We start from the raw sequence: 13,568 nt of genomic DNA, 5'->3' as shown, positions 1-13,568 counted from the left end.
GTGGAAACATTTTAAATAACTCACCCACCAGTTGTATTTTGTTATCCTCGCTCACACCAAAGTATGAATTCGCATTGCGTCGGGTGTTTTGCTCCGTAGATTATTTTTTGCTTCATTTCGGCACCCTGAATGGTGCTGGCATTCATCGCTCTGGTGATCCCATTACTGGCGTTGTAAACCGTTAGGTACAGAAAAAGCTGAACAAGCCGTTACAGGTCCGCCGTTTTTCTGTGGTTTACGTTGATCGGCAAGCGCGATCGTCAAAATGGAATTGACGCAGAAAGAAACAATCCGTCATATCCGAGTTCATATCATTAAAAAACAAAGGATTAAGTTAATTTGTATGATTTTTTAAATGTGTGCAATTATTTTCCCCTGTACAACTTTCCTCTCAATTCTGAACGTATAATTCAGCAGTAGATCATAAATTAATATATAATTTTACATCTTGTTACACGTTTAACACTTGCTTTAAGGTTTGTAATAGCTAGATTGAAATCCAGCAGTCATTCATTGGTATTACTATTTTGTCCCATTCGGGCTGATTCTACTCTTTTTCTACACACAGCAGTGCAACATCTGTCAGTACTTCTGGTGCCTTCAATTTTTATCAGGCAGCTGTCAGATGTGCGACTAATAAAAGTGGGGTTTCATCATGTTTAATGAAGTCCATAGTATTCATAGTCCTACATTATTGTTAATAACCAAACCTTCCCTGCAGGCAACAGCTTTATTGCAACATTTAAAGCAGTCGCTGGCGATAAACGGGAAACTGCATAATATACAGCGTTCTCTGGAAGATATTTCGTCTAACGGTATTGTGTTAGTGGATATGATGGAAGCGGATAAGAAGCTTATTCACTATTGGCAGGATAATTTAAGCAGGAAAAACAACGCGATAAAAACGCTCTTATTAAACACGCCTGACGAATATCCTTTCCGGGATATCGAAAGCTGGCCGCATATTAACGGTGTGTTTTACGTCTCCGACGATCAAGAACGCGTGGTGCACGGTCTGCAGTGTATTCTGCGGGGCGAATGCTATTTTTCGCAGAAACTGGCCAGTTACCTCATTACCCATTCCGGTCATTACCGCTATAACGGTACCGAGTCAACGCTGCTAACGCATCGTGAAAAAGAGATCCTCAACAAGCTACGAATTGGCGCTTCTAATATCGAAATCGCCCGCTCATTATTCATCAGTGAAAACACGGTGAAAACGCATCTTTATAATCTTTTCAAAAAGATAGCTGTTAAAAACCGGACTCAGGCGGTGTCGTGGGCAAACGATAACCTCAGGCGATAGCCCATGAAACGCGCAATAACCTGGCTGATTATCACACACCTTTTGCTTGCTAACGCGAACCTACAGGCTGTTGAAGTGGAAGTGCCCGGCCTGATCACGGACCATACCGTTTCGTCTGTCGGGCACGATTTTTATCGCGCATTCAGCGAAAAATGGGAAAGCGAGTATACAGGCAATTTAACCATTAACGAGCGTCCCAGCGCGCGCTGGGGAAGCTGGATCACCATAACGGTTAATCAGGACGTTATTTTTCAGACTTTTTTGTTTCCAACGAAAAGAGATTTTGAAAAAACGGTGGTCTTTGCCCTTGCGCAAACGGAAGAAGCGTTAAACCGTCGGCAAATAGATAAAACGCTATTGAGCACCAGCGATTTAACACACGATGAATTCTAAATAACTTTCTTGTCCGGAGGCTGTCATGTCTGTCAAACATGCAGTAGTTGCACTCATGCTTATTTCACCCTTAAGTTGGGCCGGAAATATGACATTTCAATTCCGCAATCCCAATTTTGGTGGAAACCCTAATAACGGTTCTTTTTTACTGAACAGCGCACAGGCGCAGAATTCATACAAAGACCCAAGTTATGATGATGATTTCGGAATAGAAACGCCGTCCGCGCTGGATAATTTCACGCAGGCAATTCAGTCGCAAATTTTAGGTGGCTTACTTACCAATATCAATACCGGTAAGCCCGGGAGAATGGTGACCAACGATTTTATTGTGGATATCGCCAACCGGGATGGGCAATTGCAGCTAAACGTCACGGACCGAAAAACAGGCAAAACCTCGACCATCGAAGTGTCAGGTTTACAGTCGCAATCCACCGACTTCTAGGCATTAGCCGCGTAAGGAATTCATCATGCAGCGCTTAATAATTTTAATCGCCGTGACATTGCTCAGCGGGTGTTTAACCGCGCCGCCCAAAGAAGCGGCGAAGCCGACATTAATGCCCCGTGCGCAGAGCTATAAGGACTTAACGCATTTACCTGCGCCCACCGGCAAAATTTACGTCTCGGTCTATAACATTCAGGATGAAACCGGTCAGTTTAAACCCTACCCGGCCAGTAACTTTTCCACCGCGGTCCCCCAGAGCGCCACCGCAATGCTGGTAACGGCCTTAAAGGATTCCCGCTGGTTTATCCCGCTTGAGCGCCAGGGGCTGCAGAATCTGCTTAACGAACGCAAGATCATTCGCGCCGCACAGGAAAACGGTACCGTCGCGATCAATAACCGGATCCCGCTTCAGTCGTTAACCGCCGCGAATATTATGGTTGAAGGTTCGATTATCGGCTATGAGAGTAACGTGAAGTCGGGCGGCGCGGGGGCGCGCTATTTTGGTATTGGCGCCGATACGCAGTATCAGTTGGATCAGATTGCCGTGAATCTGCGGGTGGTTAACGTCAGCACCGGCGAGATCCTCTCCTCTGTTAATACCAGCAAGACGATTTTGTCTTATGAAGTCCAGGCGGGGGTATTCCGCTTCATTGACTATCAGCGGTTGCTGGAGGGCGAAATCGGCTATACCTCCAATGAACCGGTGATGCTGTGTCTGATGTCAGCTATAGAGACCGGCGTCATTTTCCTGATAAACGATGGCATCGACCGTGGGCTTTGGGATTTGCAGAACAAAGCAGAGAGGCAAAATGATATTCTGGTGAAATATCGACATATGTCGGTACCGCCAGAGTCATGATGAGCATTTCACTGTTGGATGACAGCGCAGCGCCATCAGGCGCTGCTCATTTACTGATGACCGTTTGCACATTCTGCCTTTCGCGGCGCGAAGCCAGCCACAATCCACTGTTTTTCATCGCGAAGCCAAACAGCAGCCCCACCGCCAGCGAGGGCAATACCAGCCGCCAGTCGCCCTGTCCGGCAAACGTGGCGCAAGCGCCAATAAAGGTTCCCGGCACAAACGACAACAGCACCTGCCTCGCCTGGATGCACATCAGAAACGCCACGACGCCAGTCATGACGTAGCCAACGATCTCAAGATGCGGCGTCAGTGCGCTGCCGTGAATGATGACCAACGCCCACACCACCCCGCTTAACAGCGTTGAGGCCGAGATAACGAGGCCTTTCAGTCCGCCCTGCGGGCAGGCAAAATAGGCTGTACAGCCCAAAAAACCGGCCCAGCTCAGTAAGCCAAGAGAAACGGCCACCCATCCCCAAATCCCGGAGAGGATGCCCGTCGTAATTGCAATACAGAGAAGTATGTTCATGCCGCGCATCATAGCAGAAAACGACATGATGAATGAGATCGCGCACACAAATCATGCAACAAGATTCGTACGTTACAAAACCAAAGTGATTTAGATCATATTACTCGTCAGACTCTTCCTCTAATTCATCCCACATCGCACCGATAGCGTCACGGGTAAGGGGCGCCATTGTCCGCCAAAACGGGGTAACCGCATGGGCTTCCACTTTCCCCAGAAAAGTGCCGCACCACGGCAGGATGTAATCAGCGAACAAGGTTTCCAGCGCTTCGCTTTCATCTTCCGCTGATTGATCTTCCAGCCATGAGGCCGCCAGCAGCAGAGTTCCAATATGATCGGCGGGCGTATCGGCAAGCGGCATCCCACGCGCAGACAAAAATGCGCGCACTTCCGCTTCCGTTGCCCCTTCCACCCATGCGCTACGGTATGGCGGCACCGAACACTCCGAGCCGACAAACAGCGCGTTATAATCTGCCGCCAGCTGCGACATGTCGCAACTCTTCTGCAAACGGCTTAACAGTTCGTCCTGCTCAAGCGGCCAGTTAGCCGACAGCTTGCCCTCGCGAATAAGGGTAAAAAGCGGAACCAGCAACGGATCCTGGGGTTGGCGGTAATACAACGATCCCAGCACGCGGCACAGGATAGAAAACTCGTTCATCAAAATCGTCCAGTCAGTGGTAATTAAAGGTCTGCAAACTCTGGAATGGGCGCCATTCCGCGGGTCTCAAGGAAATTCAGCAACCGTCTCGGCGTCACGTTTAAAATGCGTTCTTCAGGGAAGCCCACATCATCCAGGATCTTACGGCACTCACCGAAGTCGCCCATGGTAAAAGCGGTATGGGAATCGGACCCCAGCGCAACCCAACCTCCGGCATCGCGTACCGCAGCAGCCACGGCGCGACAGTTGGCTTCGCTGCCCTTCCGGGAGTGCAGGAAGGAGGAGTTGTTAATTTCCAGCGCCACCTGATACTTTGCCGCGGCTTCGGCGATGGCGGTGATATCGACCGGATATTTTGGGTTACCCGGGTGACTAATGATATGCACCACACCGCTGGCCATGGTGTTGATCATTGCCTGGGTATGCGTGGCTTCATCATGTGGCGCAAACACCGGCTCATGAAACCCGGCGATGATCAGATCCAGTGAAGTGAGCATGGGGCCGGTGCAGTCAATTTCACCGTCGACATTCTTGATATTCGCTTCAATGCCTCGCAGGATCCCTACCCCATCCACCAGCCGCGGCCAGATACGCATGTTGATAAAATGCCAGTGGTGCGGCGCATCCGCCATATCCGGGCCATGATCGGTGATCGCAAACAGCTTCAGCCCCTGGCGTTTCGCCTGCGCGATATAATCACTGAGGGTACTGTAGGCATGGGTGCTGGCAACGGTATGCATATGCAGGTCAACGGGATACATGTCTCTCTCCTGTAGTCATTTTTCGACAAGGATAGCAGGAATCGCCCACGTTTATTAGCGTTAACCCGGCGCAAGCCGGGCTGGCGTTAATAACCTCGCGTGCGATCGACCTGTCCGCTGACCGTTTCGCCATTTTCGAGTTGCTGAATAGTGCGCGAGATATACGCGACGGCTTCCGCCGGACGTGTCACTGCAGCCACATGCGGCGTCATTGCCACCCGGGGATGCGCCCATAGCGGGCTGTCGGCAGGGAGCGGTTCACGACTGAACACATCGAGCATGGCACCTTTCAATTTTTCGCGGTTCAGCGCGTCTAACAAATCGTCTTCATTGACATGCACGCCCCGCGCGAGGTTAAGTACATAAGCGCCGTCCTGCAATTGATTCAGCAGTTCGCCATTAATAATGCCGACCGTTTCTGCGGTATTGGGCAACAGGTTGATTAACACGCGCGTCTGGCTGAGAAACGCGCCAAGCTCTTCTGTTCCGGCAAAGCTCTCCACGCCTGGCCAGGATTTGCGGCTGCGGCTCCAGCAGCGTAGCGGAAATCCCCAGACCTGCAGGCTTTCGGCGACTTTCGCCCCCAGCACGCCCGCCCCCATGATGCCGACGGTAAATTCCTCGCGGCTGTATTCCGGTAGCGGTTGCCACTGGCGCTGATTTTTTAGCGCCTGGTAATCGTCAAAACGTCGGAACCAGTGCAGCACCTGACTGACCGCATATTCCTGCATTTGCAGGCCCATTCCGGTATCTTCCAGGCGAAATAGCGGGATTGCCGGGTCAAGCATGTTGGGATGGGCTTTGAGTTTGCTGAGTATCGAGTCCACTCCCGCACCGAGTGCAAATACCGCCTTCAGTCTGCGACCTTCAAGCATTTCGACAGGCGGATGCCAGACCAGGGCGTAGTCCGCCGGATCGTTATCGCCCGGTTTCCACGCCCTCACTTTTGCGTTTGGGATAGCGTTTTCCAGTGCGGTGATCCACCAGGGGGTATCAAACGTAGGGTGATAAAAAATGATATCCATACTGACTCCTGCGGGTTGTTGTGCGGCATCGGGCGCACTTATTATCATCGTTTTCAAAAGGATGTTCAGCATAGCAAATTCCCGGACGCTGGCAAAAAAAGCAGTTTCCGCTCAATTAAGCTGCATGTTGGTGGAAGTTTGTGTAAACGCACGGTTTTTGCGAAAAGTTGATTGACGCAGGCGCGGTATTTCCCTAAATTAGCGCCCGTTCCGGTAACGCGGAGCGACAATTTGGTGAGGTGTCCGAGTGGCTGAAGGAGCACGCCTGGAAAGTGTGTATACGGCAACGTATCGGGGGTTCGAATCCCCCCCTCACCGCCATATTTGAGAAAGAGCCCGTACGAAAGTATGGGCTTTTTTTTCGCATATTGCACATTCCGGGGGGATGAGAACCCCCGACCGGGGTCGACAACGGGCGCCGCCCGTTGGACAGACCGGACGCGCAGCGAACGGGCTGCCCGCAGGGCGAGCGAAGCGAGTCAATCCCCCCCTCACCGCCATATTTGAGAAAGAGCCCGTACGAAAGTACGGGCTTTTTTTCGCATATTGCACACTCCGGGGGGATGAGAACCTCCGACCGGGGTCGACAACAGGCGCAGTAAGCTCCCGCCATCTTCAGGAAAAACACCGCACAAAAGCACAGGCTTTATTTCGCCGTTCCAGACCTGATAAGGGTGACGCCATCAGGCGTCACTCAGCAGATTTAAGGCATTTCCGGCGGGGTGATACCAAAATGGTTCCAGGCCCGCACCGTCGCCATTCTTCCGCGTGGCGTACGTTGCAAAAAGCCCTGCTGAATTAAATACGGCTCCAGCACATCTTCAATGGTTTCGCGCTCTTCACCGATTGCCGCCGCCAGGTTATCGAGCCCAACCGGACCGCCAAAGAACTTATCAATCACCGCCAGCAACAGCTTGCGGTCCATATAATCAAACCCTTCCGCATCGACATTCAGCATGTCCAGCGCCTGGGCGGCAATATCCGCTGAAATCGTGCCATCATGCTTCACTTCGGCGAAATCACGGACGCGTCTGAGCAAGCGGTTGGCAATACGCGGCGTACCGCGCGCGCGTCGCGCGACTTCCAGCGCCCCGTCATCGCTCATCTCAAGCCCCATAAAGCGAGCGCTGCGGCCCACAATATGCTGAAGATCGGGCACCTGATAAAACTCAAGGCGCTGGACGATACCAAAGCGGTCGCGCAGCGGCGAAGTCAACGATCCGGCGCGGGTCGTCGCGCCAATCAGCGTAAACGGCGGTAAATCGATTTTAATGGAGCGCGCTGCAGGTCCTTCACCGATCATAATGTCCAGCTGATAGTCTTCCATCGCCGGGTACAGCACCTCTTCCACCACCGGCGACAGTCGATGGATCTCATCGATAAACAGCACGTCATGCGGTTCCAGGTTGGTGAGCATCGCCGCCAGGTCACCGGCTTTCTCCAACACCGGGCCTGATGTGGTACGCAGGTTCACGCCCATTTCGTTTGCCACGATATTCGCAAGCGTGGTTTTGCCAAGCCCCGGCGGTCCAAAAATCAGCAGATGGTCAAGCGCGTCGCCGCGTAGTTTCGCCGCCTGGATAAATATCTCCATTTGCGAACGCACCTGCGGTTGACCAATATATTCATCCAGTAATTTCGGGCGAATGGCACGATCGGCCACCTCTTCTGCAATGGTGGCGCCTGCCGAAATCAGGCGATCTGCTTCTATCATCCTTTACCTCATAACGCGGCGCGCAGGGCTTCGCGGATCAGTGTTTCACTGCTGGCGTCCGGGCGAGCGACTTTACTCACCATACGGCTGGCTTCCTGAGGTTTATAGCCCAGCGCCACCAGCGCCGCAACCGCTTCCTGCTCGGCGTCTTCCACCGCCGGGCTGGCCGGAGAGGTCAGCACCAGATCGGCCGCAGGGGTAAACAGATCGCCGTGCAGACCTTTGAAACGGTCCTTCATTTCGACGATCAGGCGTTCGGCGGTTTTTTTGCCAATGCCGGGCAGCTTCACCAGCGCGGCGGGATCTTCACGCTCGACGGCGTTAACGAACTGCTGTGCGGACATCCCGGAGAGAATTGCCAGCGCCAGTTTTGGCCCCACGCCGTTGGTTTTAATCAACTCTTTGAACAGAGTACGCTCTTGCTTGTTGTTGAAACCGTACAGCAGTTGCGCGTCTTCGCGCACCACAAAATGGGTAAAGACCGTCGCTTCTTTTCCGGATTCCGGGAGCTCATAAAAACAGGTCATCGGCATATGCACTTCGTAACCGACGCCGCCCACTTCAAGCAACACCAGCGGGGGTTGTTTTTCCAGAATAATGCCTCTGAGTCTGCCTATCACATTACGCTCCTGCGTTGGGGCCGAAAAATAAAGCTGTATCATAAAAAAAGGCTGGATAGATATCCAGCCTCATTTGTCATTATCGCAAGCGACCTCGCGCAAGATTGAGACGCGACTCGCTCATTTGCATCGCATTCTGACTGACATGGCAGTGAGTGATGGCAATTGCCAGCGCATCCGCCGCATCGGCCTGTGGATTGGCCGGGAGTTTCAGCAAGGTGCGCACCATATGCTGCACCTGGCTTTTCTCAGCGCTACCGATGCCCACCACGGTCTGCTTCACCTGGCGCGCCGCATACTCAAATACCGGCAGCGCCTGGTTGACCGCTGCGACAATCGCCACGCCGCGCGCCTGCCCCAGCTTGAGCGCGGAGTCCGCATTCTTCGCCATAAACACCTGCTCAATAGCGAAGTAGTCTGGCTGAAACTGGGTGATGATTTCCGTCACGCCCGCGTATATCAGCTTCAGGCGCGACGGAAGGTCGTCCACTTTCGTACGGATGCAGCCGCTACCGAGATAGGTCAGCTGTCTGCCGACCTGGCGAATTACGCCATAGCCGGTCACGCGAGAGCCCGGGTCAATACCCAGTATGATGGACATCACGCGCCTCCGGTGGTAACGGGATTAAGCCACATCATTCTAAAGTAGCTGCAACCTCATCAGAGATTTCACCGTTGTGGTAAACTTCCTGCACGTCGTCACAATCTTCAAGCATGTCGATCAGACGCAGCAGTTTTGGCGCGGTTTCCGCGTCCATGTCCGCTTTGGTTGACGGGATCATAGACACTTCTGCGCTGTCTGCTTTCAGACCCGCGGCTTCCAGTGCGTCACGCACTTTACCCATATCTTCCCACGCGGTGTAGACGTCAATCGCGCCGTCGTCGAAAGTCACCACATCTTCCGCACCCGCTTCCAGCGCCGCTTCCATAATGGTGTCTTCATCGCCCTGCTCAAAGGAGATCACGCCTTTTTTGCTGAACAGATAGGCCACGGAACCGTCGGTACCCAGATTACCGCCGCATTTACTGAACGCATGACGCACTTCCGCAACAGTACGGTTACGGTTGTCAGACAGGCATTCCACCATGATTGCCGTACCGCCAGGACCGTAACCTTCATAGATGATGGTTTCCATGTTGGCATCATCATCACCGCCCACACCGCGGGCAATCGCGCGGTTCAGGGTGTCACGGGTCATGTTATTGGACAGCGCTTTATCAACCGCTGCGCGCAGACGCGGGTTAGCGTCCGGATCGCCACCGCCCAGTTTGGCAGCCGTCACCAGTTCACGAATGATTTTGGTGAAGATTTTACCGCGCTTAGCATCCTGCGCCGCTTTACGATGTCTGGTGTTGGCCCATTTACTATGACCTGCCATAAATATTTCCTCAAAAAGCATGCCTTTTCAGGCGATGTTAATTACAAATTCTTCAATCGCCTGCCGGTTGCTCCATGACTTGGTGAGCGCCGCCGCCGCGGGCGCATCAAGCCACTGGTAGGTCAGGTGTTCGGTGAACACAATCTGCCGCTCATGCGGCAACGCAAGGCAGAACCAGGATTCTGTATTGCGCGCCACGCCCGGCGCATAGCGATGACGTAAATGTGAAAAAATCTCAAACTCCACAGTACGCTGACAGTCGATTAAGGTCAGTTGCTCAGCGGCAACGTCAATGGCGACCTCTTCCTTTACTTCACGTACGGCGGCTTGCGACGCGGTTTCACCGTCTTCAAGGCTTCCGGTTACCGACTGCCAGAAATCCGGGTCGTCGCGTCGCTGCAACATCAGCACTTTCCCGGTGTCTTCTGCATAGATTACGACTAACACCGAGACAGGCTGTTTGTATGCCATATCAGTTTTTCTCAGCCTTTTTGACCACGTCGATACCCAGCTCAGCCAGCGCTGCCGGGTTCGCGAAGCTCGGCGCTTCGGTCATCAGACAGGCTGCGGCGGTCGTTTTCGGGAAGGCAATAACGTCACGAATATTATCGGTACCGGTCAGCAGCATGGTCAAACGATCCAGACCAAATGCCAGACCCGCATGTGGCGGCGTGCCGTATTTCAGCGCATCCAGCAGGAAGCCGAACTTCTCACGCTGTTCCTGTTCGTTAATCCCCAGAATGCCAAACACAGTCTGCTGCATTTCGCCGTTATGAATACGTACGGAACCGCCGCCCACTTCGTAACCGTTAATGACCATGTCGTAGGCATTGGCGACCGCATTTTCCGGCGCGGCTTTTAGCTCAGCGGCGGACATGTCTTTCGGCGAGGTGAACGGGTGATGCATTGCGGTCAGACCGCCTTCACCGTCGTCTTCAAACATCGGGAAGTCGATCACCCACAGCGGCGCCCACTTGCTTTCGTCGGTGAGATTCAGATCTTTACCCAGCTTCAGACGTAGCGCGCCCAGCGCATCGGCCACCACTTTCTTGTTGTCCGCGCCGAAGAAGATCATATCGCCATCCTGAGCGGCGGTGCGCTCGAGGATCGCGTCAACAATTTCCGCGTTGAGGAATTTCGCGACCGGGCTGTTGATGCCTTCAAGTCCCTTCGCGCGCTCATTGACCTTAATGTAGGCCAGACCTTTTGCGCCGTAGATCTTGATGAAGTTACCGTAGTCGTCGATCTGCTTACGGCTCAGCGCCGCGCCGCCGGGTACGCGCAGCGCGGCTACGCGCCCTTTCGGATCGTTCGCCGGGCCGGAGAATACCGCGAATTCGACGGACTTCAGCAGATCGGCAACGTCCACCAGCTCCATCGGGTTGCGCAGATCCGGCTTGTCGGAACCGTAACGGCGCTCGGCTTCCGCAAAGGTCATAATGGGGAAATCGCCCAGATCCACGCCTTTCACGTCCAGCCACAGGCTACGTACCAATGCTTCCATCACTTCACGCACCTGTTCGGCGGTCATGAAGGAGGTTTCCACATCGATCTGGGTAAATTCCGGCTGACGGTCAGCGCGCAGGTCTTCGTCACGGAAGCATTTCACGATCTGGTAATAGCGGTCAAAGCCGGACATCATCAGCAACTGCTTAAACAGCTGCGGCGACTGCGGCAGCGCGTAGAATTTGCCTTTATGCACGCGGGACGGGACCAGGTAGTCGCGCGCGCCTTCCGGCGTGGCTTTGGTCAGCATCGGCGTCTCAATGTCGAGGAAGCCGTGATCGTCCATAAAGCGGCGCACCAGACTGGTGATTTTCGCGCGGGTCTTCAGACGCTGCGCCATTTCCGGACGGCGCAGATCCAAATAACGGTACTTCAGACGCGCTTCTTCTGTGTTGACGTGGTTTGAATCAAGCGGCAGCGATTCTGCGCGGTTGATGATAGTCAGATCGGAGGCCAGCACTTCAATTTCGCCGGTGGCCATCTCGCTGTTGACGTTTTTCTCGTCACGCGCACGCACGGTGCCCGTCACCTGAATGCAGAACTCATTACGCAGTTCAGAGGCCAGCTTTAATGCGTCCGCACGATCCGGGTCGAAAAAGACCTGCACGATGCCTTCACGATCGCGCATATCGATAAAGATCAGGCTGCCAAGATCACGACGACGGTTGACCCAACCACACAGAGTCACCTGCTGCCCCACGTGGGACTGACGGAGCTGTCCGCAATATTCTGTACGCATGAGATATCCCTTAATAAGCCGCAGGCTGTTTTGTCGCAGCTTTAACTGTATGTCACAACTGGATGAAAAAAGGCGGCTATTATACTGGAAATTCCGCCTGACGATAAGTCCGCTACAGACTGTACGCGTGTTTCGTACGCGGGTATTGCGTATTCTCACAAAAAATAACAAAAATTGTCGTCCGTCACACGGGCAATCGCGATTAAGGTGTAACGGAATTTTGAATTTCGACGGGAGTTATCATGCTGCAACTGAACGCTAAAACCACCGCCCTGGTGGTCATTGACCTGCAGGAAGGGATTTTACCCTTCGCTGGCGGCCCGCATTCCGCCACTGACGTCGTGACGCGCGCTGCCCGCCTGGCGGAGGCGTTTCGCGCCAACGGTTCGCCGGTGGTGATGGTTCGCGTTGGCTGGTCCGACGATTATGCCGAAGCGCTTAAACAGCCCGTTGACGCCGTGGCGCCCGCGCACCCGCTGCCGGAAAACTGGTGGACGTACCCGCAGGCGCTGGGTAAAGCCGAAAGCGATCTGGAAGTGACCAAACGCCAGTGGGGCGCTTTTTACGGGACCGACCTTGAACTGCAACTGCGCCGTCGGGGTATCGACACTGTCGTGCTGTGCGGTATCTCCACCAATATCGGCGTAGAATCAACCGCCCGCAACGCGTGGGAACTGGGTTTCAGCCTGATCATCGCCGAAGACGCCTGCAGCGCGGCCAGCGCCGAACAGCATCAGGGCAGCATGACCCACATCTTCCCGCGTATCGCCCGTGTGCGTAGCGTGGACGAGATCGTTCGCGCCTTATGATATACATCGGCCTGCCGCAATGGTCGCACCCCAAGTGGGTGCGTCTGGGGATCAACGGTCTGGAAGAGTATGCCCGCCACTTTAATTGCGTGGAGGGCAATACCACCCTGTACGCGCTTCCCAGGGCGGAGATTGTCGAACGCTGGTACGCGCAAACCACGGATGATTTTCGCTTCTGCTTTAAGTTTCCGGCGACCATTTCGCATCAGGCGGCTCTTCGCCACTGTGATGATCTGGCGCATGCGTTTTTTAGCCGCCTGTCCCCGCTGGAGACGCGCATCGGGCAGTACTGGCTGCAGCTTCCCGCGACCTTTGGCCCACAGGACCTTCCTGCCCTCTGGTCGTTTCTCGACGCGCTGCCAAAGGGCTTCACTTACGGCGTGGAGGTTCGTCATCCGGAATTTTTTGCCAAAGGCGACGCGGAACAGTTGCTGAACAGCGGTCTGCATCAGCGCGGCGTTAACCGGGTTATTCTCGACAGCCGACCGGTTCACGCGGCGCGCCCGCACACCGAAGCCATACGCGACGCCCAACGCAAGAAGCCGAAAGTGCCGGTTCATGCACTGGTGACGGCAAACACTCCGATGGTGAGATTCATCGGCAGCGATGATATGGCGCAGAATCAATCGTTTTTTGCCGACTGGCTGACGAAGCTGCCACGCTGGGAGCAAACCACCACGCCGTATCTTTTTTTGCACACCCCGGATATCGCGCAGGCGCCGGAGCTGGTCGACACCCTGTGGGAAGATTTGCGCGCGGTGTTGCCAGTGATCGGATCAGCACCCTCCATCCCACAGCAATCTTCTCTTTTCTGAAATTGCCCCCTATCAT

16 protein-coding genes and 1 tRNA gene are annotated in these 13,568 nt (G+C 54.0%); 7 read left to right on the top strand and 10 right to left on the bottom strand.

What is annotated here, in order from left to right:
- Nucleotides 1-655: 655 nt before the first annotated feature.
- From csgD to csgG, 4 genes are read left to right on the top strand one after another with little or no spacing between them, the layout of a single operon-like run.
- Nucleotides 656-1,306, top strand: a complete 651-nt coding sequence (gene csgD, locus JY391_RS09540) for a biofilm master transcriptional regulator CsgD (RefSeq protein ID WP_042283821.1) — start codon at nucleotides 656-658, stop codon at nucleotides 1,304-1,306.
- A 3-nt stretch (nucleotides 1,307-1,309) separates the two neighbouring features.
- Nucleotides 1,310-1,699: a curli production assembly/transport protein CsgE gene (gene csgE / locus JY391_RS09535; protein WP_211935630.1), complete on the top strand. Its 390-nt coding sequence runs from the start codon at nucleotides 1,310-1,312 to the stop codon at nucleotides 1,697-1,699.
- 25 nt (nucleotides 1,700-1,724) lie between these two features.
- Nucleotides 1,725-2,141 carry a curli production assembly/transport protein CsgF gene (gene csgF / locus JY391_RS09530; protein ID WP_060571367.1) on the top strand — a complete coding sequence of 139 codons (417 nt, stop codon included), beginning with the start codon at nucleotides 1,725-1,727 and terminating at the stop codon, nucleotides 2,139-2,141.
- 25 nt (nucleotides 2,142-2,166) lie between these two features.
- A complete protein-coding gene (gene csgG / locus JY391_RS09525; protein ID WP_042283829.1) occupies nucleotides 2,167-3,000 on the top strand; it encodes a curli production assembly/transport protein CsgG in 834 nt (277 codons plus the stop codon).
- A 46-nt stretch (nucleotides 3,001-3,046) separates the two neighbouring features.
- Here the strand turns inward: csgG and JY391_RS09520 are convergent, their stop codons facing one another.
- The 4 genes from JY391_RS09520 to ghrA all read right to left on the bottom strand — a co-directional run bounded on the left by JY391_RS09520 (nucleotide 3,047) and on the right by ghrA (nucleotide 5,970).
- Nucleotides 3,047-3,529: a DUF1097 domain-containing protein gene (locus tag JY391_RS09520; RefSeq protein WP_131729058.1), complete on the bottom strand. Its 483-nt coding sequence runs from the start codon at nucleotides 3,527-3,529 to the stop codon at nucleotides 3,047-3,049.
- A 100-nt stretch (nucleotides 3,530-3,629) separates the two neighbouring features.
- Nucleotides 3,630-4,184: a TorD/DmsD family molecular chaperone gene (locus tag JY391_RS09515; protein WP_060571369.1), complete on the bottom strand. Its 555-nt coding sequence runs from the start codon at nucleotides 4,182-4,184 to the stop codon at nucleotides 3,630-3,632.
- A 23-nt stretch (nucleotides 4,185-4,207) separates the two neighbouring features.
- On the bottom strand, nucleotides 4,208-4,945 hold the full coding sequence (locus JY391_RS09510; protein ID WP_181823029.1) for a phosphatase: 738 nt from the start codon (nucleotides 4,943-4,945) through the stop codon (nucleotides 4,208-4,210).
- A gap of 86 nt (nucleotides 4,946-5,031) precedes the next feature.
- The gene (ghrA, locus tag JY391_RS09505) at nucleotides 5,032-5,970 is read right to left on the bottom strand and encodes a glyoxylate/hydroxypyruvate reductase GhrA (RefSeq protein ID WP_211935629.1); all 939 of its coding nucleotides are present in this window, start codon (nucleotides 5,968-5,970) and stop codon (nucleotides 5,032-5,034) included.
- A gap of 233 nt (nucleotides 5,971-6,203) precedes the next feature.
- Here ghrA and JY391_RS09500 point away from each other — a divergent pair.
- A tRNA-Ser gene (locus JY391_RS09500) sits at nucleotides 6,204-6,291 on the top strand.
- Nucleotides 6,292-6,673: 382 nt separating this feature from the next.
- Here the strand turns inward: JY391_RS09500 and ruvB are convergent.
- The 6 genes from ruvB to aspS form a co-directional block, all read right to left on the bottom strand.
- Nucleotides 6,674-7,684, bottom strand: a complete 1,011-nt coding sequence (ruvB, locus tag JY391_RS09495; RefSeq protein WP_042283850.1) for a Holliday junction branch migration DNA helicase RuvB — start codon at nucleotides 7,682-7,684, stop codon at nucleotides 6,674-6,676.
- Between the two features lie 8 nt (nucleotides 7,685-7,692).
- Nucleotides 7,693-8,304, bottom strand: coding sequence for a Holliday junction branch migration protein RuvA (gene ruvA, locus JY391_RS09490; RefSeq protein ID WP_042284736.1), 612 nt, complete (start codon nucleotides 8,302-8,304; stop codon nucleotides 7,693-7,695).
- A 79-nt stretch (nucleotides 8,305-8,383) separates the two neighbouring features.
- Nucleotides 8,384-8,905 carry a crossover junction endodeoxyribonuclease RuvC gene (gene ruvC, locus JY391_RS09485; RefSeq protein ID WP_042283852.1) on the bottom strand — a complete coding sequence of 174 codons (522 nt, stop codon included), beginning with the start codon at nucleotides 8,903-8,905 and terminating at the stop codon, nucleotides 8,384-8,386.
- 34 nt (nucleotides 8,906-8,939) lie between these two features.
- Nucleotides 8,940-9,683 carry a YebC/PmpR family DNA-binding transcriptional regulator gene (locus JY391_RS09480; RefSeq protein WP_042283855.1) on the bottom strand — a complete coding sequence of 248 codons (744 nt, stop codon included), beginning with the start codon at nucleotides 9,681-9,683 and terminating at the stop codon, nucleotides 8,940-8,942.
- A 27-nt stretch (nucleotides 9,684-9,710) separates the two neighbouring features.
- A complete protein-coding gene (gene nudB / locus JY391_RS09475) occupies nucleotides 9,711-10,154 on the bottom strand; it encodes a dihydroneopterin triphosphate diphosphatase (RefSeq protein ID WP_060571373.1) in 444 nt (147 codons plus the stop codon).
- A gap of 1 nt (nucleotide 10,155) precedes the next feature.
- On the bottom strand, nucleotides 10,156-11,928 hold the full coding sequence (aspS, locus tag JY391_RS09470) for an aspartate--tRNA ligase (RefSeq protein ID WP_042283861.1): 1,773 nt from the start codon (nucleotides 11,926-11,928) through the stop codon (nucleotides 10,156-10,158).
- Nucleotides 11,929-12,170: 242 nt separating this feature from the next.
- On the opposite strand from aspS, the gene JY391_RS09465 reads away from it, so the two are divergent.
- On the top strand, nucleotides 12,171-12,737 hold the full coding sequence (locus tag JY391_RS09465) for a hydrolase (RefSeq protein WP_042283864.1): 567 nt from the start codon (nucleotides 12,171-12,173) through the stop codon (nucleotides 12,735-12,737).
- Nucleotides 12,734-13,552 (top strand): DUF72 domain-containing protein, encoded by an 819-nt coding sequence (locus JY391_RS09460; RefSeq protein WP_042283866.1) that lies wholly within the window; start codon nucleotides 12,734-12,736, stop codon nucleotides 13,550-13,552. Before JY391_RS09465 ends, JY391_RS09460 begins: the two co-directional genes overlap by 4 nt.
- The last annotated feature ends 16 nt before the right edge of the window (nucleotides 13,553-13,568 follow it).

The organism is Citrobacter sedlakii, from assembly GCF_018128425.1.
Classification (GTDB): Bacteria; Pseudomonadota; Gammaproteobacteria; order Enterobacterales; family Enterobacteriaceae; genus Citrobacter_A; species Citrobacter_A sedlakii.
This window is presented reverse-complemented; position numbering and strand designations above follow the sequence as displayed.

Excerpts from the sequence above, each read along its gene's own strand:
- JY391_RS09465 (WP_042283864.1), top strand. The coding sequence starts at position 12,171 with ATGCTGCAACTGAACGCTAAAACCACCGCCCTGGTGGTCATTGACCTG.
- nudB (WP_060571373.1), bottom strand. The coding sequence starts at position 10,154 with ATGGCATACAAACAGCCTGTCTCGGTGTTAGTCGTAATCTATGCAGAA.
- JY391_RS09510 (WP_181823029.1), bottom strand. The coding sequence starts at position 4,945 with ATGTATCCCGTTGACCTGCATATGCATACCGTTGCCAGCACCCATGCC.
- aspS (WP_042283861.1), bottom strand. The coding sequence starts at position 11,928 with ATGCGTACAGAATATTGCGGACAGCTCCGTCAGTCCCACGTGGGGCAG.
- csgD (WP_042283821.1), top strand. The coding sequence starts at position 656 with ATGTTTAATGAAGTCCATAGTATTCATAGTCCTACATTATTGTTAATA.
- csgG (WP_042283829.1), top strand. The coding sequence starts at position 2,167 with ATGCAGCGCTTAATAATTTTAATCGCCGTGACATTGCTCAGCGGGTGT.
- JY391_RS09460 (WP_042283866.1), top strand. The coding sequence starts at position 12,734 with ATGATATACATCGGCCTGCCGCAATGGTCGCACCCCAAGTGGGTGCGT.
- ghrA (WP_211935629.1), bottom strand. The coding sequence starts at position 5,970 with ATGGATATCATTTTTTATCACCCTACGTTTGATACCCCCTGGTGGATC.
- ruvB (WP_042283850.1), bottom strand. The coding sequence starts at position 7,684 with ATGATAGAAGCAGATCGCCTGATTTCGGCAGGCGCCACCATTGCAGAA.
- JY391_RS09520 (WP_131729058.1), bottom strand. The coding sequence starts at position 3,529 with ATGAACATACTTCTCTGTATTGCAATTACGACGGGCATCCTCTCCGGG.
- csgE (WP_211935630.1), top strand. The coding sequence starts at position 1,310 with ATGAAACGCGCAATAACCTGGCTGATTATCACACACCTTTTGCTTGCT.
- JY391_RS09480 (WP_042283855.1), bottom strand. The coding sequence starts at position 9,683 with ATGGCAGGTCATAGTAAATGGGCCAACACCAGACATCGTAAAGCGGCG.
- ruvC (WP_042283852.1), bottom strand. The coding sequence starts at position 8,905 with ATGTCCATCATACTGGGTATTGACCCGGGCTCTCGCGTGACCGGCTAT.
- JY391_RS09515 (WP_060571369.1), bottom strand. The coding sequence starts at position 4,184 with ATGAACGAGTTTTCTATCCTGTGCCGCGTGCTGGGATCGTTGTATTAC.
- csgF (WP_060571367.1), top strand. The coding sequence starts at position 1,725 with ATGTCTGTCAAACATGCAGTAGTTGCACTCATGCTTATTTCACCCTTA.